Origin of the sequence: Leucobacter chromiiresistens, from assembly GCF_900102345.1 — a bacterium.
GTDB lineage: Bacteria > Actinomycetota > Actinomycetes > Actinomycetales > Microbacteriaceae > Leucobacter > Leucobacter chromiiresistens.
In genome coordinates this window covers 2,263,416-2,279,772 of the sequence record NZ_FNKB01000001.1, presented here as the reverse complement: position 1 = coordinate 2,279,772, position 16,357 = coordinate 2,263,416, and the positions used below count along the sequence as shown (strand labels likewise).

18 protein-coding genes and 4 tRNA genes are annotated in these 16,357 nt (G+C 70.4%); 12 read left to right on the top strand and 10 right to left on the bottom strand.

Annotated elements, in window-relative coordinates; all coding sequences use genetic code 11:
• Positions 1-19 precede the first annotated feature (19 nt).
• A complete protein-coding gene (gene zapE, locus BLT44_RS10415) occupies positions 20-1,078 on the top strand; it encodes a cell division protein ZapE (RefSeq protein WP_010157153.1) in 1,059 nt (352 codons plus the stop codon).
• 5 nt (positions 1,079-1,083) lie between these two features.
• Positions 1,084-1,620 carry a type II toxin-antitoxin system PemK/MazF family toxin gene (locus tag BLT44_RS10410; protein WP_010157154.1) on the top strand — a complete coding sequence of 179 codons (537 nt, stop codon included), beginning with the start codon at positions 1,084-1,086 and terminating at the stop codon, positions 1,618-1,620.
• 105 nt (positions 1,621-1,725) lie between these two features.
• Here the strand turns inward: BLT44_RS10410 and BLT44_RS10405 are convergent, their stop codons facing one another.
• The 5 genes from BLT44_RS10405 to BLT44_RS10385 all read right to left on the bottom strand — a co-directional run bounded on the left by BLT44_RS10405 (position 1,726) and on the right by BLT44_RS10385 (position 3,364).
• Positions 1,726-2,082 (bottom strand): VOC family protein, encoded by a 357-nt coding sequence (locus tag BLT44_RS10405; RefSeq protein WP_010157155.1) that lies wholly within the window; start codon positions 2,080-2,082, stop codon positions 1,726-1,728.
• Between the two features lie 79 nt (positions 2,083-2,161).
• Positions 2,162-2,776 carry a class I SAM-dependent DNA methyltransferase gene (locus tag BLT44_RS10400; RefSeq protein ID WP_010157156.1) on the bottom strand — a complete coding sequence of 205 codons (615 nt, stop codon included), beginning with the start codon at positions 2,774-2,776 and terminating at the stop codon, positions 2,162-2,164.
• A gap of 303 nt (positions 2,777-3,079) precedes the next feature.
• Positions 3,080-3,151 (bottom strand) — tRNA-Val (locus BLT44_RS10395).
• Between the two features lie 27 nt (positions 3,152-3,178).
• Positions 3,179-3,249, bottom strand: a tRNA-Cys gene (locus BLT44_RS10390).
• 42 nt (positions 3,250-3,291) lie between these two features.
• Positions 3,292-3,364, bottom strand: a tRNA-Gly gene (locus BLT44_RS10385).
• A 160-nt stretch (positions 3,365-3,524) separates the two neighbouring features.
• On the opposite strand from BLT44_RS10385, the gene BLT44_RS10380 reads away from it, so the two are divergent.
• Together BLT44_RS10380 and BLT44_RS10375 are read left to right on the top strand one after the other, a co-directional pair.
• On the top strand, positions 3,525-4,544 hold the full coding sequence (locus BLT44_RS10380; RefSeq protein WP_010157157.1) for a hypothetical protein: 1,020 nt from the start codon (positions 3,525-3,527) through the stop codon (positions 4,542-4,544).
• 119 nt (positions 4,545-4,663) lie between these two features.
• Positions 4,664-4,736 (top strand) — tRNA-Val (locus BLT44_RS10375).
• A gap of 141 nt (positions 4,737-4,877) precedes the next feature.
• On the opposite strand, the gene BLT44_RS10370 is transcribed toward BLT44_RS10375, so the two are convergent.
• The 4 genes from BLT44_RS10370 to BLT44_RS15625 all read right to left on the bottom strand — a co-directional run bounded on the left by BLT44_RS10370 (position 4,878) and on the right by BLT44_RS15625 (position 8,330).
• The gene (locus BLT44_RS10370) at positions 4,878-6,062 is read right to left on the bottom strand and encodes an ABC transporter permease (RefSeq protein ID WP_010157158.1); all 1,185 of its coding nucleotides are present in this window, start codon (positions 6,060-6,062) and stop codon (positions 4,878-4,880) included.
• The gene (locus BLT44_RS10365) at positions 6,059-6,745 is read right to left on the bottom strand and encodes an ABC transporter ATP-binding protein (protein ID WP_010157159.1); all 687 of its coding nucleotides are present in this window, start codon (positions 6,743-6,745) and stop codon (positions 6,059-6,061) included. The genes BLT44_RS10370 and BLT44_RS10365 overlap by 4 nt, the downstream gene beginning before the upstream one ends.
• Positions 6,742-7,740 carry a peptidoglycan-binding protein gene (locus BLT44_RS15630; RefSeq protein ID WP_176783279.1) on the bottom strand — a complete coding sequence of 333 codons (999 nt, stop codon included), beginning with the start codon at positions 7,738-7,740 and terminating at the stop codon, positions 6,742-6,744. Before BLT44_RS15630 ends, BLT44_RS10365 begins: the two co-directional genes overlap by 4 nt.
• Before the next feature lie 71 nt (positions 7,741-7,811).
• Entirely contained in the window at positions 7,812-8,330 is a 519-nt protein-coding gene (locus BLT44_RS15625) for a hypothetical protein (RefSeq protein WP_010157161.1), read from the bottom strand.
• Between the two features lie 120 nt (positions 8,331-8,450).
• Between BLT44_RS15625 and BLT44_RS10350 the strand changes: the two genes are divergently transcribed.
• The 7 genes from BLT44_RS10350 (at position 8,451) to ruvC (ending at position 14,667) form a co-directional block, all read left to right on the top strand.
• Positions 8,451-9,119, top strand: coding sequence for a response regulator transcription factor (locus BLT44_RS10350; protein ID WP_010157162.1), 669 nt, complete (start codon positions 8,451-8,453; stop codon positions 9,117-9,119).
• Positions 9,120-9,138: 19 nt separating this feature from the next.
• On the top strand, positions 9,139-10,233 hold the full coding sequence (locus tag BLT44_RS10345; RefSeq protein WP_010157163.1) for a sensor histidine kinase: 1,095 nt from the start codon (positions 9,139-9,141) through the stop codon (positions 10,231-10,233).
• Positions 10,234-10,323: 90 nt separating this feature from the next.
• Positions 10,324-10,593: a hypothetical protein gene (locus BLT44_RS10340; RefSeq protein WP_010157164.1), complete on the top strand. Its 270-nt coding sequence runs from the start codon at positions 10,324-10,326 to the stop codon at positions 10,591-10,593.
• Positions 10,594-10,681: 88 nt separating this feature from the next.
• Positions 10,682-12,649, top strand: coding sequence for a threonine--tRNA ligase (thrS, locus tag BLT44_RS10335; RefSeq protein ID WP_010157165.1), 1,968 nt, complete (start codon positions 10,682-10,684; stop codon positions 12,647-12,649).
• Positions 12,637-13,224: an HIT family protein gene (locus tag BLT44_RS10330; protein WP_010157166.1), complete on the top strand. Its 588-nt coding sequence runs from the start codon at positions 12,637-12,639 to the stop codon at positions 13,222-13,224. Before thrS ends, BLT44_RS10330 begins: the two co-directional genes overlap by 13 nt.
• Positions 13,225-13,292: 68 nt before the next feature.
• The gene (locus tag BLT44_RS10325; protein ID WP_010157167.1) at positions 13,293-14,057 is read left to right on the top strand and encodes a YebC/PmpR family DNA-binding transcriptional regulator; all 765 of its coding nucleotides are present in this window, start codon (positions 13,293-13,295) and stop codon (positions 14,055-14,057) included.
• A gap of 13 nt (positions 14,058-14,070) precedes the next feature.
• Positions 14,071-14,667 (top strand): crossover junction endodeoxyribonuclease RuvC, encoded by a 597-nt coding sequence (ruvC, locus tag BLT44_RS10320; RefSeq protein ID WP_074690189.1) that lies wholly within the window; start codon positions 14,071-14,073, stop codon positions 14,665-14,667.
• 26 nt (positions 14,668-14,693) lie between these two features.
• On the opposite strand, the gene BLT44_RS10315 is transcribed toward ruvC, so the two are convergent.
• Complete coding sequence (locus BLT44_RS10315; protein WP_010157169.1) at positions 14,694-15,497, bottom strand: trimeric intracellular cation channel family protein; 804 nt, start codon at positions 15,495-15,497, stop codon at positions 14,694-14,696.
• Between the two features lie 108 nt (positions 15,498-15,605).
• Here BLT44_RS10315 and recO point away from each other — a divergent pair, with 108 nt between their 5' ends.
• Entirely contained in the window at positions 15,606-16,328 is a 723-nt protein-coding gene (recO, locus tag BLT44_RS10310; protein ID WP_010157171.1) for a DNA repair protein RecO, read from the top strand.
• Positions 16,329-16,357 lie beyond the last annotated feature (29 nt).

The window sequence follows — 16,357 nt, the reverse complement described above, 5'->3', positions numbered from 1 at the left end:
CGACGGTAGGATGGCGGCGATGGTCTCCGACTCACAGCACAGCACAGCCAGTCTCGTCGATCGGCGCCCCACGATCAGTGGGAGCGAGCTCGTCGCGACTCTGGTTCCCCCGCCCCAGTTCGACCACGCGTCGTTCGACTCGTATCGGCCCGATCCCGACTACCCGTCGCAGGAGGAGGCGCGCGAGCTGCTGCGCGCGTTCGCGGCTCCGGCACCCGCCGTCTCGCGGGGCGGCTTCTTCGGATTCGGGCGGAAGAAGGCGGAGCCCGTCGCCAACGCCCCCACCAAGCCGGGCATCTACCTCGACGGCGGATTCGGCGTAGGAAAGACCCACCTGCTCGCCGCGACGTGGCACGCGACCACGGGGCGGAAGTACTTCGGCACCTTCATCGAGTACACGGCGCTCGTCGGCGCGCTCGGCTACAACGGCGCCGTGTCGGTGCTGCAGGGCGCGCGTCTCATCTGCATCGACGAGTTCGAGCTCGACGATCCCGGCGACACCATGCTCATGACGCGACTCATCGGCGACCTGACCTCGACGGGCACTCGGTTCGTGGCGACCTCGAACACGCCGCCGAACGCACTCGGCGAGGGTCGGTTCGCCGCCGCCGACTTCATGCGCGAGATCCAGGCGATGTCGGCCCGCTTCACGACCATCCGCATCGACGGCGTCGACTACCGCCAGCGCGATCTCGAAGGAGACGCGGTGCCGCTCTCCGACGAGGAGTACCGGTTCGCCCTCGCCGACGTCGCCGCGGCGCACGAGCGGATGACCGACGACGACTTCTCCGCGCTCATCGAGCACCTCTCCACGGTCCATCCGTCGAGCTACAGCGGGTTGCTCACCGGCGTGCAGTGCATCGGACTGCGCGATGTGCAGGTGCTCACCGATCAGTCCTCCGCACTGCGCTTCGTCGCCTTCATCGACCGTGTGTACGACGCGCAGATTCCGATCCGCGCGACCGGAGCGCCGATCACCACGATCTTCGGCGGCGGCATGCTCGACGGCGGCTACCGCAAGAAGTACCTCCGGTGCATGTCGCGGCTCAACGCGCTCTCCGCGAGCGAGATCGTCTAACGCCCATGGCGCGCCGCACGGTCTCGCAGGCGGTCGTCGGTCTGCTGCGCTCGCTCGCCGCATCCGTTGCGCCGCCGCAGCGCCGCAGCGGCCCCGTCGCTCCGCGCACCACGAGCAGCCGCAGTGATCTCGGCGTGCAAGACGGAATCATCGACCTCACGAACGCCGAGATCCGCGCACTCGAACCGGGGTACGAACCCGACCCCGACGGCAGCCCGGACCCGGGCGAGATCGTCTGGGCCTGGGTGCCGTACGCCGAGCACGACGGCCGGGGAAAGGACCGCCCGGTGCTCATCATCGCGCGCATCGACGCGCGCACCACCGCCGGCTGCGCCCTCAGCACCAAGCAGCACCGCGGCTTCGTCTCGGTCGGTTCGGGCGGCTGGGACGCCGAGGGGCGCGAGAGCTTCCTGGCGACGGATCGCGTGCTGCGCGTGCCGGAGGACGCCATGCGCCGCGAGGGGCACGTGCTCCCGAGAGACAGGTTCGTCGACGCCCTCGCTGCGGTGATGCGCGCCCACGGCGTCCGCCGTCAGATCTAGCCCCCCCTTCGCAGTCGACCGTCGCGCCGCAGGCGTTCGTCGGCTCCGTCTCGCGCACGTCCACCGCATCGGCACGGGCCGCACGGGCGTTCGGCGATCCCGCGCCTATGCGACGGTGCAGAACGGATGGCCGACGGGGTCGAGATACACCCGGAATGAGTCGTGCGACTCGAGATGCCGAGCGCCGAGCGCGAGCACGTCATCGTGCGCCGCAGCCAGGCTCGCGACGCGGATGTCGAGGTGCGCCTGCTGATCGCCGTCGTCGCTCGGCCAGGTGGGCGCGACGTACCCGGGCGACTGCTGGAACGCCAGCTTCGCCCCCTGCCCGTCGATCACGAGATCGACCCAGTCCTCGTCGTCCTCCTGGATCTCGCCGCCGAGCAGCCCGCGGTAGAACTCGGCGAGCGCCCGCGGATCGGGACAGTCGAGGACGTAGCTGTGCAGGGTGCCGCTGTGTGCCATGTGCTGTTCCCATCTCGACGCTGATGCTTCGGGTCTCCTCCAGTGTGCGACCCGCCGCGCCTCATCGCAACGGTTCGCCTCATCGCAGCGGTGCGTCGGTGCGGCGGGCCTCGAGCGTGCACTGCGGTCTCGCGTGCTCGGGCGTGCGCTCGCGGACCCGCAGCACCTCGAACCCCGCCCCCTCCAGGCGCTGTGCGAGCGCGTGCGGCGGCCATCGATACGCGGTGACCACCGCATGGGGGAACGCCTCCAGCGTCGGCCAGGAGAACGCACCGAGCAGCAGCCGGCCGCCGGGCGCCGCGCAGCGCGCGAATTCGGCGAGCACGGCGTCGAGCTCCTGCGGCGGGGTGTGGATGATCGAGAACCACGAGAGGATGCCGCCGGCCGACGCGGTCGGGAGGCCGCTGCGAGCGAGCTCGGCGACCCGATACCGGGTACGCGGAAATCGTTCGCGCGCGATGGCGATGCTCGCGGGGGAGAGGTCGAACCCGGAGATCTCGGAGCCGCGCCTCCGCAGATCGTCCGTCCAGTGGCCGGGTCCGCAGCCGGCGTCGACGATTGCCCCCGAGCAGCAGGCAGCCCAGGCGCGAATCTCCGCGACGTCGGCCGGCGGCGCCGCCGCGATGGAGGCGAACCGATCAGCGTATTCCGCCGCTCGAGCGTCGTACGAGGTGCGGATCGCGTGCAGCGGCATGGCTCCACCCTAGACGCGCCCCGTCGGCTCGTGCTGCCGCCGCAGCGGCGGTCTCGGGACGGCGAGGATCTCGGGCCGACGAGATCGCGGGGCGAACGCACCGCGTTCGCGATCCCCGCGAGGTCACTGGTGGGCGGGGGCGCACAAAAAAAGACCCGGCCGAAGCCGGGTCTGTCCGTGCGCGATACTGGGATCGAACCAGCGCGGGGATCGCGGGGCGAACGCACCGCGTTCGCGATCCCCGCGAGGTCACTGGTGCGCGGGGGCGCACAAAAAAGACCCGGCCGAAGCCGGGTCTGTCCGTGCGCGATACTGGGATCGAACCAGTGACCTCTTCCGTGTCAGGGAAGCGCGCTACCGCTGCGCCAATCGCGCCTGTTCAGGCTATTCAGTTGTGAAGCGAGGTGGCGACGGGATTCGAACCCGTGTATACGGCTTTGCAGGCCGCTGCCTCGCCTCTCGGCCACGCCACCGTAGTTTTGTTACCATAAGTTACCGGGCGGGCCCGGTACCAGAGCGGATGACGAGACTCGAACTCGCGACCCTCACCTTGGCAAGGTGATGCGCTACCAACTGCGCTACATCCGCATTCCGCCGCATTGCCGCGACCTGAATAACTATAGGGAAGCCTTGCCGGGGGTGCAAATCGGGGCGTTACTCCCGGGCGCGCCGCCCTCTGCAGCCGCGTATCGAAGCGGATCTCGTAACTTTTCTCCCCGGCGCAGACGGGCGCGGATACTGTTGTCCCATGGCTGAAGGGGCGGCGGCGGTCGCGAAGCGATGGATCGGCTTCACCGTGTTCCTCGCCGTGGTCGCCGTCGCCGTCGCCGCCGTCATGTTCCGGCAGGAGATCAGCGACCATCTTGCGGGGGCGAACTACGAGATGACGCCTCGGGTGAGCGCACTGGCCGACGATCTCGACCTGACCGATGCGGGTCGGCGCATCTTCCTCGCGACGCACCCCACGGTCGACGGCAGTCAGCACTTCAACGAGCAGTGCGCGGAGGTCGATCACTCCGAGCAGGGTCACGTGCTCGGCTGCTACACGGCCGACCGCATCCACCTCTTCGACGTCACGGACGAGCGGGTGAGCGGGGTGGTCGAGATCACCGCCGCGCACGAGCTCCTGCACGCCGCCTTCCATCGCATGGGGGAGGGCGACCGCTCGCTGCTCGCCTCGCGCCTGCGCGGCGTGTACGAGGATCTCGCGCCGTCGCACCCCGACCTCGAGGAGCGGATGAGCGTGTACGAGCACCTCCCGGAGACCTCATTCGCCAACGAGCTCCACTCCGTGCTCGGCACCGAGATGCGCGATCTGCCGCCCTGGCTGGAGGAGCACTACAGGCAGTGGTTCGCCGACCGAGCGGCCGTCGTCGACGACTTCGAGCGGTACGTCACCGTGTTCAACGACCTGCAGAGCCAGGTCGATGCGCTGCAGCAGGAGATGGCCGAGTTGCGCGACGACGTGGAGGAGCGGAAGTCGACATACGTCGGTGCGGTGGAGGCCTTCAACGCCGATGCCAGCTCGTACAAGGCCCGCATCGAGCGCGACGAGTATCGCGACGATCCGGATCGCCTGCAGCGCGACTCGGACGGCCTGCAGCAGCGGCGCGCGGCCATCGACGCGGAGCTCGCGGCGCTGCAGGCGGACATCGATCAGTACAACGAGCTGCGCAGCGAGCTCGAAGCGCTCGGCGAATTGAGCGCGGAGCTCGACGAGCATCTCGACAGCGATCTCGCCCCGATCACGACACGCCCGGACGAGTGACCGACGATCGGCGAAAACCCGCCGCTGCTCGCCGGAGGTGCGCGAGGGGGTGCGCGATCCGTGTATGATCATTCAGGTTGGCACGGACGCGGAACTCTCGGGTTCGCGGGCGTGCAGACGGGCGATTGGCGCAGTTGGTAGCGCGCTTCCTTCACACGGAAGAGGTCATCAGTTCGAGTCTGGTATCGCCCACTTCATCTCCTCCGATCCTCCCATCCGCTGCGCAGCGGGCGCGGATCGCCGCCTCCGGCTTTCGGGGTCGTCCGCGCTCTCCCGCCGGGAGCCGACGACGGCGTGCGACGGCGACTCGGGTCGCCGCCGCACGCCGTGCACTCACACGGCCGTCAGTGCGGCCGTGGGGGAGAGGAGCGATGCACGAATGGCGGGGTAGAGCCCCGCGATCGCTCCGATGAGTGCGGTGCCGCCGATGGCCGCGGCGAACAGCGCGGGCGGCACGGACATGGGCCAGTCGTTCGACCATGCGACGATCCACGTCACGACGCCCCCGATGACGGCTCCCGCCGCCCCTCCGAGCGATGACAGGATCAGCGCCTCCAGAAGGAACTGCACCCGGATGTGCGTGCGCGTCGCTCCGAGCGCGCGCCGCAGCCCGATCTCGTGGCGGCGCTCGATGACCGAGATGATCATCGTGTTCGCGACGCCGATTCCGCCCACGAGCAGCGCGATCGAGCCGAGGCCCACCAGGAGACCGGTGAAGGTCTGATCGGCGGCGTAGCGGGCGGCGAGCGAGTCGGAGGGGCGGCTCACCGCGACGCCGGCCGGGTTCTCGGGGTTCACGGCAGACGGCAGCAGCTCGCGCAGGCGCGGCACTTCCGCATCCGTCGAGCGCTCGTAGAGCGCCGTCGGGGATCCCTGCCACCCGAGTTCGGCCGACGCCTGGTGCCCGCCCATCAGGGCGAGCGAATCGATGTCGGGAACGAGCGGGACCGGATCGAGCACGCCGACGACCGTGTAGGAGCTTCCGCCGATGTGCACCTGCAAGCCGACGGATACGATGCCGAGGCGCTCCGCGGCGACGGCACCCAGCACGACGGCTGGGAAGCGCGCGGTCGCCTCGTTCAGCCAGCGCCCCTTCCGCACCTCCCCTCCGACCGCGGAGAGCAGCCCGAGGTCGGCCGCCGCCACGCCGAGCCCCTTCGACTCGGCGGCGTCGACGAGGGCGTTGCGGTAGACCGTCACTCCGGTCAGCCGCGCCAGCGCCGACACGTCGGTGACCCCGGGCAGGCGCTCGACGGCCTCGACTGCGCTCCCCGGGAGCTCGGTCTCGGCCCCGAAGAGGTCCTCCCCGGCGGTGACCGTCAGCAGGTTCGTGCCGAGGCGGTCGAACTCCGCGTTCAGGCGCGCCTGGCTCGACGACGATATGCCGACGACCGCGACCATCGCCGCGATGCCGATCGCAATGCCGAGCGCCGAGAGCACCGCTCGCAGCGGTCGGGCCCGCAGCCCCGTGCCGCCCAGCCGCAGCGCGTCGGCCGAGCGCAGCCGCGAGGCGATCACGAGACGTCTCCGGTCTCGTCGCTCACGATCTCGCCGTCGACGATGCGGATGCGGCGCGGAAAACGCCGTGCCAGCTCCGCATCGTGCGTGATGATGATCACCGTGGTGCCCGCGTCGTTGAGCTCGCGGAGCAATGCGACGATGCCCGCGCCCGAGCGCGAATCGAGGGCGCCGGTCGGCTCGTCGGCGAGGAACACCGTCGGGTTCCCGACGATCGCGCGCGCGATGGCCACGCGCTGCCGTTCGCCGCCCGACAGCTGGTGGGGCATGTTCGCCTGGCGGTGCCCGAGGCCGACGGAGGCGAGGGCGCCGGCGGCGCGGCGCAGCCGTTCGCCGCGTGCGACCCCCTGGTAGAGCAGGCCGTCCGACACGTTCTCGACGGCCGTGCGCCCCGGGGAGAGGTGGAACTGCTGGAAGACGAAGCCGAGCTCGTAGGCCCGCATCGCCGCCAGCTGGTCGTCGCTCAGCGCCGCGATGTCGACGCTGCCGATCACCGCGCTTCCCGTGGTCGGGCGGTCGAGCGATCCGAGGATGTTGAGCAGCGTCGACTTGCCGGAACCGCTCGGGCCCACGATCGCGATCAGCTCGCCTCGGGAGACGCGCAGAGACACGCCGCGGAGAGCCTGCACGGGCGGCGAACCGTACGTGCGCGTCACGTCTGCGAGTTCGATCACGGTGCTCATTCGGCGATCACCACTTCGTCGCCCTCGTGGAGGTCGCCGCCCACGATCTCGACCTTGCCGTCGGCGAACCGGCCGAGTTCGACGGGAACGGAGCGCACGCCGTCATCACCCGCGACCTCGACCGCGTACGCTCCCGCATCGACGGCGAGCAGCGCCGAGACGGGCACCTGCAGCACGGACTCCTCGGTGCTGCGCGAGAACGTGACCTGCGCCGGCAGCGAGGCGTGCGGCAGTGCGGCGCTCTGGTCGACCGGCGTGACGACCACCGGCACCACGATGTGCGACTTGCCCGACGAGTCCTCCTCGCTGCGCGGTTCTCCGACCGAGGCGACCCTCCCCGTCACGGACTCCCCGCCGGGGAGCACGACGGCGACCTCCGAGCCGACGACCACCGCCTCCCGGTCGGCGACGGGAACCGTCGTGGAGACCACGACGGTGTCGCGACTCGCCGCGTAGACGACCGTGCCGGGGGCGAGATCAGCGCCGAGCCCCACCTTCCGGTCGCCGACGCGCACGGCGTGCGGCAGGAACACGATCCGGCCCCGCGGCACGACGGCATCCTGCGCGAGGCCCACGCTCTTCTGCCAGGCCATCACCGCCTGCTGCGCGTGCCATGAGTAGGTGCCATCGATGTCGCCGTCGAAGAAGCCGAGATCCGCGAGATTGCGCTTGAGCTGCTCGACGTCGGCGCCGTCGGTCATGCCGGGTGCGAAGTCCCTCCACATCGGCAGGTCGCCGAGCAGCAGCACCACGGGGCGATCGGCGACGCGGAAGAGCTGCTGGCCCTGCTCCACGATCTCCCCGGTATCGGGAATGCCGTTGAGCACCCCGGCGAGCTCCGAGCGCACCTCGCGCGGGTCGGCGAACTCGACCTTGCCGTTGGAACGCGTGGTGAACGTCAGCGGCCCGGAGACGACGGGCGCGGTCGCCGCGCTCGACGCCTGCGCCGGTGTCTCGGCGGACACCGGCGCGGACGACAGTGCTTTCGCAGCCACCAGCCCTCCGGCCAGAACCGCGAGGAACGACAGACCGATGGCTGCGGATCGCAGGCGGGGCTTCCGGGGCATCACGCGGCCCCCGCCTCGGCGAAGCACTTCTCGAGCAGCTCGCCGGGAGCCGACTCCGGGATCTGCACGGGCTCGCCGACCGCCGGATCGTCGACGCGCACGCCGTTCTCCCTCAGGCAGGCCACCAGGGCGACGTCGCGCTCGTGCACCTCCTTCGGATCCTGACCGGTGGCCGACGGGGGTGCGCCGAGATCGCCGATGCACCGCTCGGACGCGGCTTCGTAGGCGTCGAGATCGTCGGGGATGGACAGCGATTCGCTCGACGAGCCGCTGGGGTCGGGGACGTCGAACCCCTGCTCGCGCATGCACGACGCGTACTGCAGCTGCCACTCGACGAATGCGCGCTCCGCGTGCTCGGCGGTGCGGCCCTCGGGCGCTGTCTCGGATGCGGATCGGGATGCCGCGGCGTCGGTTTCGGGGTCGGCTGCGGAGCAGCCGGGGAGCAGCCAGGCGCCGGCCACCGTCATCACCGCGGCGAGCGCCGCGATCCGTCGACTGGGCGTGGATTTCGTGAACATGGATTCCTCCTTCGTGAACGGGTGACTCCATTCCGCCGCACGCCGCATTGCCAGAGCGTAAGTTTCACTTTTACCCTCCCTTTAACCGCCGTCTGGTTGACTCGGGTCAGGAGGTATGGAATGCGGGTACTGCTGGTGGAGGACGACGCCGCGCTGGGCCGGGTGCTGCGCCAGGGGCTCTCGCTCGAGGGCTTCGTCGTCGATCTCGTCACCGACGGCATCGACGCGGTGCACGCGACCGAGGTCACCGAGTACGACGCGCTCGTGCTCGACCGAGACCTTCCGGGAATGCACGGCGACGACGTGTGCGCGCGCCTCGTCGACCGCACCCCGACCCCGGGCATTCTCATGCTGACGGCCTCGGACACGCTGGCGGATCGCATCACGGGGTTCGAGAAGGGCGCCGACGACTACCTCCCGAAGCCCTTCGAGTTCGGCGAGCTCGTCGCCCGCCTGCGCGCGCTCGGCCGTCGCCGCGCCGATGCGGTGCCGCCGACGCTGACCGCCGGCGATGTGGAGCTCGACATCTTCCGCCGCACGGTGCGGCGCCGCGGCGTTCCGATCCGCGTCACGCCGAAGGAGTTCGCCGTGCTCGAGGTGCTTATGAAATCGCGCGGCGGCGTGATCAGCGCCGAGAGGCTGCTGGAGAAGGCGTGGGACGAGAACGCGAACCCATTCACGAATTCGGTGCGTGTGACGGTCTCCACGCTGCGGAGGAAGCTCGGGTCGCCCGACGCGATCGTGACGGTGCTGGGAGGCGGATACCGGATGCGTGATGCCGAGGAGTGAGCGGCGGAGTGCGCCGCGCTTGCCGTTCCGCGCCCGGCTCACGGTCGCGTTCGGAGCGATCGGGTTCGGCTCGGGCGCACTGATGCTGGCGCTCATCTGGCTGTTCATGACCTACGTGCCGTATTACGACATCCCGATCCCGGACGGCGCCGACACGAGCCTCCCCGCCGATGAGCAGAGCATGCTGTTCGTGATCGCGAGCCCCGCCGATGTCACCGAGTTCATTCTGCGCGTCGGACTCCTGGCCCTCGTCGCGCTCACCGCGATCGCCGCGTGGGCCGGATGGATGATCTCGGGGCGGATGCTGCAACCGCTGAGCCGCATCAACGAGGCCGCGCGTCGCGCGGGGGAGGGCGATCTCGGGTACCGCATCCGGTTGCAGGGCCCGCGCGACGAGGTGTCGGATCTGGCGCAGACCTTCGACCTGACCCTCGACCGCCTGCAGCGCGTCTTCGAGGCCCACACCCGGTTCACCGCGAACGCCGCGCACGAGCTCCGCACCCCGCTGACGGCGACGAAGACGATGCTGGAGATCGCGGATGCGCACCCGGCTGCGATCTCGGAGGCCGAGCTGATCGCGGGCGTCCGCAGCAACAACGATCGGAGCATCGAGCTCGTGCAGGCGCTCCTCACGCTCACGGCGCTGGAGACGGCGACGGCGAAGCTCGGCGCCGTCGATCTGGCGCAGCTCGCCGGCGAGGCGATCGCGCGGCGGTCGGCAGCGGGAGCAGGGTTCGCTCCCGTCACCGAGCTCCTCCCCGCGCCCGCGCTGGCCGAGGCCCCGCTGATGGCTCTCCTGCTCGACAATCTGCTGCAGAACGCGCACCGCCACAACGACTCGCGCGGGTACATCCGAGTGCGCACCGGGGAGGACGCGGACGGGTCGTGGGTGGAGGTCGAGAATTCCGGGGGCCGGATCGACGAGTCGGATCTGGCGAAGCTGACCGAACCGCTCTTCCGTCCGCGGCGCACGTCGGCCGAGGGCCACGGGCTCGGCCTCGCGATCGTGAAATCCATCGTCGATCGCCACGGCGCCGAGTTGCGCGTCGCCCAGCGCGACGCGGGCGGCCTCGCGGTCACGGTCGTGCTCCCGCAGCGCCGTGACCAGCGATGAGGGAGGCGCCGCACCGCGCGCAGAGGCACCGGGCGCGGGTGCTCGGCGCCCGATCGGATCGCGTCCCACCACTGCGGTAGTCTGGCCCGCATGCACGATCCGGCCGCCATCGCACTCGCCGTCCTGCCGGGTCTTCTCGCCCTCGCCCACGCCGTGCTCGGGCTCTGCGCGATCCTCTCCCTCGCGAAGGTCGGGCCGCAGCTCAGCTGGCCGAAGATGATCGCCTGGATCTTCTTCATCGCTGCGGTTCCCCTCGTCGGCTCGACGGTGTGGTTCGCAGCGGGGCGCCGCCGATTCGCCCGCGCCGCCGGCGACGCGCGCCCGGGCGCCGCGCAGCCGCACTCCGCGGGAACGCAGTAGGATCGTACGGTGGTCGGCACCCGCGCCGGCCGAGCGCGTGCGCACCCGCACCCGCCGTTTCCGACCTCCACAGCGAAGGAGTTCACCCGTGGCCGATGGCTTCTCCCGTTTCACCGACCGTTCGATCGTCGCGATGCGCGTCAACGGAGAACTCCGCGACCTCGCAGCTGAGATCACGGATGCGGACACGGTGGAGCCGGTCGCGATCGACTCGGAGGACGGGCTCGGCATTCTGCGGCACTCCGCTGCGCATGTGCTCGCCCAGGCGGTGCAGCGCATCAACCCCGAGGCGCGCCTCGGCATCGGCCCGCCCATCACCGACGGGTTCTACTACGACTTCGATCCGGCCGAGCCCTTCACCCCCGAAGACCTCAAGGCCATCTCCGCGGAGATGCAGAAGATCGTGAAGCAGGGCCAGCGCTTCGTGCGCCGCGTGGTGACCGAGGACGAGGCGCGCGCTGAGCTCGCGGACGAGCCCTACAAGCTCGAGCTCATCGGACTCAAGGGCGGGTCGGCCGGCGACGAGAACGGCGAGAGCGTCGAGGTCGGCGGCTCCGAGCTCACCATCTACGACAACGTCGATCCGAAGACGGGCGAGCTCTGCTGGAAGGATCTCTGCCGCGGCCCGCACGTGCCGAGCACGCGCATGCTCGGCAACGGCTGGGCGCTGATGCGCTCGGCGGGCGCATACTGGCGCGGCAGCGAGAAGAATCCGATGCTGCAGCGCATCTACGGCACCGCCTGGCCGTCGAAGGACGAGCTGCGGGCGTACCAGACGCGCCTCGAGGAGGCCGCGAAGCGCGACCACCGCAAGCTGGGCGTCGAACTCGACCTCTTCAGCTTCCCCGACGAGATCGGATCGGGTCTCGCGGTGTTCCACCCGAAGGGCGGCATCATCCGCCACGAGATCGAGAACTTCATGCGGTCGGAGCTGCTGAAGAACGGCTACGAGGTCGTCAACAGCCCGCATATCACCAAGGGCACGCTGTTCGAGACCAGCCAGCACCTGAACTGGTACAAGGACGGCATGTTCCCGGCCATGCACCTCGACGAGCAGACCGACGCCGACGGCAATGTGGTGAAGCCCGGGCAGGACTACTACCTCAAGCCGATGAACTGCCCGTTCCACAACCTCATCTTCCGCGCCCGCGCCCGCAGCTACCGCGAGCTGCCGCTGCGACTCGCCGAGTTCGGCACCGTCTACCGCTACGAGAAGAGCGGCACGCTCTCGGGCCTCACCCGCGTGCGCGGCCTGACGCAGGACGATGCGCACATCTACGTCACCGACGAGCAGGTCAAGGACGAGATCAAGCGGCAGCTCGAGTTCGTCTTCGCGACGCTGCGCGCGTACGGCCTCGACGACTTCTACCTGGAGCTCTCGACGCGGGATCCCGAGAAGTCGGTCGGCTCCGACGAGCAGTGGAAGATCGCCACCGAAACGCTGCGCGAGGTCGGCGAGGAGTCGGGCCTCGAGCTCGTCGCGGATCCCGGCGGCGCTGCGTTCTACGGGCCCAAGATCTCGGTGCAGGCGCGCGACGCGATCGGCCGCACCTGGCAGCTCTCCACCGTGCAGCTCGACTTCAACCAGCCCGAGCTCTTCGAGCTCGAGTACGCGGCCGCCGACGGCACGCGCAAGCAGCCGATCATGATCCACCGGGCGCTGCTCGGTTCGGTGGAGCGGTTCTTCGCGATCCTGCTCGAGCACTACGCCGGTGCGTTCCCGGTGTGGCTGTCGCCGACGCAGGTCGTGGGCATCCCGGTCGCCGACCAGTACGGCGAGTACCTCGACGGCGTGATCGCCCGGCTGCGGGAGCACGGCGTGCGCGCCGAGGTCGACCACAGCGACGACCGCATGCCGAAGAAGATCCGCACCCACACCAAGGCGAAGATCCCGTTCCAGCTCATCGCCGGCGAGGAGGATCGGGCCGCGGGCGCGGTGAGCTTCCGCTTCCGCGACGGCACGCAGCTGAACGGCGTTCCCGTCGATGAGGCGATCGAGCGGATCACCGCGGCGATCCGCTCACACGAACAGGTCGACACGGCATGGTCGGAGTAGCGGGGGGCGACGGCACCGACCTCCCGCCGGCCCACGAACGAACGGAGTCGCTCGACGAGAGCGGCGCCGTGGGAGTCGCGGACGACCTGCGACGCCTCTGGGTGCCGCATCGCATGGTCTACGTGTCGGATCATCACCAGCCGACGCAGCACGACTGCCCGTTCTGCGCCGCTCCCGAGCGATCCGACGCGGACGCGCTGATCGTCGCCCGCGGCGAGCACGCCTATGTGCTGTTGAACCTGTTCCCGTACAACAGCGGGCACCTGCTCGTGTGCCCCTACCGGCACATATCGAGCTACGACGAGGCCTCTGCGGCCGAGACCGCTGAGATCGCCGCGCTCACGCAGACGGCCATGCGCGTGGCTCGCGCGACGCTCTCCTGCGACGGGTTCAACATCGGCATGAACCAGGGCGAGATCGCGGGGGCGGGCATCGCGGCGCACCTGCACCAGCACGTGGTGCCGCGCTGGGCGTCCGACGCGAACTTCTTCCCGATCATCGCGAAGACGAAGGCGATGCCGCAGCTGCTCGGCGAGGTGCGCGAGCTCTTCGCCGACGCCTGGCCGCGTCCGTGAGCGTCGGCCCCGGCCCCATAGACTGAATGCAGACCACCCCACCACCTAACGATCGAAGAGGAGCCCCCGTGTCCGGACACTCCAAGTGGGCGACGACCAAGCACAAGAAGGCGATCATCGATTCGCGCCGTGCGAAGGCGTTCGCCAAGTACATCAAGAACATCGAGGTCGCCGCCCGCATCGGCGGAGCCGACCTCTCGGGCAACCCGACGCTCGTCGACGCCGTGCAGAAGGCCAAGAAGAACTCGGTGCCCGGCGACAACATCGATCGCGCGATCAAGCGCGGGGCGGGCCTCGACGGCGATGCCGTCGAGTACATGACGATCGTGTACGAAGGCTACGGCCCGAACGGCGTCGCCCTCATGATCGAGTGCCTGACGGACAACAAGAACCGTGCAGCGGCCGAGGTGCGCACCGCGCTCAGCCGCAACGGGGGCACGCTCGCCGACCCGGGGAGCGTCGCCTACAACTTCGGACGCAAGGGCGTCATCGTGGTGCCCGCGGAGGGCACGACGGAGGACGACGTGCTCACCGCCGTGCTCGAGGCCGGCGCGGAAGAGGTCAACGCGGCTCCCCACGGCGAGTCCTTCGACGTCATCACCGACGCGTCGCAGCTCGTCGCCGCGCGCACCGCCCTCGTCGACTCCGGCATCGATTACGACTCGGCCGATGTCGAGTTCGTGCCGAACCTGAAGGTGGAGGTGGACGCCGACACCGCTCGCAAGGTGTTCCGGCTGATCGACGCGCTCGAAGACAGCGACGATGTGCAGAACGTCTTCTCGAATGTCGACCTGACGCCCGAGGTGCAGGCCGAGCTCGCCGACGACGAGTGAGTCGCCGGCCGCGATGACCCGCATCATCGGCATCGACCCTGGCCTCACCCGCTGCGGCATCGGCGTGGTGACGGCCGGGGCGGGTCGGCGCGTGACGTTCGAGCATGTCGAGGTGCTGGGTTCGCCTGCGACGGCGGAGCTTCCCGCCCGCCTCCATCAGCTGGGTTCGGCGATCGAGCGCCTGCTCGACGGCGAGAAGCCGGCCGCGATCGCGCTCGAGCGCGTGTTCGCGCAGCAGAACCTGCCGAGCGTGATGGGAGTCGCCCAGATCAGCGGCGTCGTGATGTTCCTCGCCGAGCGGCGCGGGATCCCGGTCGCGCTCTACACCCCCAACGAGGTGAAGGCGCAGGTGACGGGGTACGGCAGCGCCGACAAGACCCAGGTGACCACCATGGTGACGCGTCTGCTGCGCCTCGGCGCGCCTCCGAAGCCGGCGGACGCGGCGGACGCTCTCGCGCTCGCCATCACGCATGCGTGGCACCTGTCGCGCGGCGGATCGGCGGATCGCTCCGCCCGCGGCCGGGCTCCAGCGGGCGAAACGCCGGCGCAGCGGGCCTGGCGCGAGGCCGAGGCGCGCGCCGGTCGGCGCCGCAGCGGGCCCCGCGCCTGACAGCGGGAGAGGCGAGCGCGAGGGGTTCAGCGCCCGTCGCGGGGCGGCTCGGGATCGGCGCCGCGATCCGGCGCATCGGGGCCACGCAGCGGGCCGTCGCCGTCCTCGGCACCGGGAATCGTCGTCGGGAGCGTGATCGCGCCAGTGTGCAGCGCCTCTTCGATGGCCTGCTCCACTTGGCGTTGGCGCCGCAGGCGGATGCGGCTGAGGGCGCGCTGCTCGGGCAGGCTCCAGCCGAAGCGCACGGCGAGGAGCCGCACGAGGGCGGTGACCACGACGCAGACGATGCTCGCGGGGATCACGGCGACGCCGAGCGCGAGGAGCGCGAGCAGCACGGTGACGCCGACGAGGCTCGCGACCGCGTACAGGGAGCCGACGTGCATGAGCGCGATCGGGATGTTGAGCATGAGGTCGCGGAGCACGCCGCCGCCCACGGCCGAGACGGTGCCGATGAAGAGGGCGGGCACCACCGGCATGCCGAACGCGAGCGCCTTCGTCGCGCCGATGGCGCCGAACATGCCGATGCTGATGGCGTCGAGCACGGTGATGACGGGGTCGACCTTCTCGAGGAGCCGCTGCAGCAGCATGCCGATGAACGCGGCGCCGGTCGCGACCACCAGATACCAGTTGTCGGCGAACGCGGCGGGCGTGGTGCCGAGGAAGACATCGCGGAGGAAGCCGCCGCCCACGCCGGAGAAGATGCCGATGATCGCCACGCCGAGCAGGTCGAGTCGTTTGAAGCCGGCCGCGAAGAGCGCGCCCTGCAGACTGCCCACGCCGACCGCGGCGAGGTCGGCGTAGAGCGGGATGCGGAAGGTCTCGTCGAGCACGGATCCATTGTCGCGCACCCGCCCGCATCGGCCCGAGCACTGCCGGGGGCGTTGCGCCGCGGGCGGAATCCTGGCAGGGCTCTCGCCCGGGTGGAGGATACTGGAGCGGTGCCCCTGTACCGCGAACAAGGCGTCGTGCTCCGCACCCACAAGCTGGGCGAGGCCGACCGCATCGTCACGATGCTCGCCCGCGAGCGCGGGCTGCTGCGGGCGGTGGCGAAGGGAGTGCGCCGCACGTCGTCGAAGTTCGGCGCACGGCTCGAGCCGTTCATGGTCGCCGACGTGCAGTGCTTCGAGGGCCGGTCGCTCGACACGATCACCCAGGCGGAGACGCTCGGCGCGTACGGGCCGTCGATCAGCGCCGACTACGACCGGTATCGGGCGGGCAGCGTGATCGTGGAGACGGCGGAGCGGCTCGCCGAGGGGGATCCGTCGCGCCGCTTGTACGAGCTGCTCGTCGGAGCGCTCCGCACGCTCGCGGCGGCGCGCATCCCGCCGGATCTCGTCAGGGACGGCTACCTGCTGCGCGCGCTCTCCATCGCGGGCTGGACGCCCGGGTTCGTCGACTGCGTGCGGTGCGGCGCACCGGGGCCGCACACCGCGGTCGTCGTGCAGCTCGGGGGAGTGGTGTGCGAGGACTGCCGCACGCCCGGCTCGCCGCGCCTCGATCCGGGCAGCATCGGTCTGCTCGGCTCGCTGCTCTCGGGAGACTGGGAGTCGGCGCTCGCTGCGTCGGATCGCGAGCGCGGGCAGGCGGCCGGGATCGCCGCCGCGTACACGCAGTGGCACCTGGAGCGCGGGCTGCGGTCGTTCAGCGCGCCGCGCCGCTGACCCCGGCTGCAGCCGACGGTTCGGCGCCG

Excerpts from the sequence above, each read along its gene's own strand:
- zapE (WP_010157153.1), top strand. The coding sequence starts at position 20 with ATGGTCTCCGACTCACAGCACAGCACAGCCAGTCTCGTCGATCGGCGC.
- BLT44_RS10410 (WP_010157154.1), top strand. The coding sequence starts at position 1,084 with ATGGCGCGCCGCACGGTCTCGCAGGCGGTCGTCGGTCTGCTGCGCTCG.
- BLT44_RS10405 (WP_010157155.1), bottom strand. The coding sequence starts at position 2,082 with ATGGCACACAGCGGCACCCTGCACAGCTACGTCCTCGACTGTCCCGAT.
- BLT44_RS10400 (WP_010157156.1), bottom strand. The coding sequence starts at position 2,776 with ATGCCGCTGCACGCGATCCGCACCTCGTACGACGCTCGAGCGGCGGAA.
- BLT44_RS10380 (WP_010157157.1), top strand. The coding sequence starts at position 3,525 with ATGGCTGAAGGGGCGGCGGCGGTCGCGAAGCGATGGATCGGCTTCACC.
- BLT44_RS10365 (WP_010157159.1), bottom strand. The coding sequence starts at position 6,745 with ATGAGCACCGTGATCGAACTCGCAGACGTGACGCGCACGTACGGTTCG.
- BLT44_RS15625 (WP_010157161.1), bottom strand. The coding sequence starts at position 8,330 with ATGTTCACGAAATCCACGCCCAGTCGACGGATCGCGGCGCTCGCCGCG.
- BLT44_RS10350 (WP_010157162.1), top strand. The coding sequence starts at position 8,451 with ATGCGGGTACTGCTGGTGGAGGACGACGCCGCGCTGGGCCGGGTGCTG.
- BLT44_RS10340 (WP_010157164.1), top strand. The coding sequence starts at position 10,324 with ATGCACGATCCGGCCGCCATCGCACTCGCCGTCCTGCCGGGTCTTCTC.
- BLT44_RS10330 (WP_010157166.1), top strand. The coding sequence starts at position 12,637 with ATGGTCGGAGTAGCGGGGGGCGACGGCACCGACCTCCCGCCGGCCCAC.
- ruvC (WP_074690189.1), top strand. The coding sequence starts at position 14,071 with ATGACCCGCATCATCGGCATCGACCCTGGCCTCACCCGCTGCGGCATC.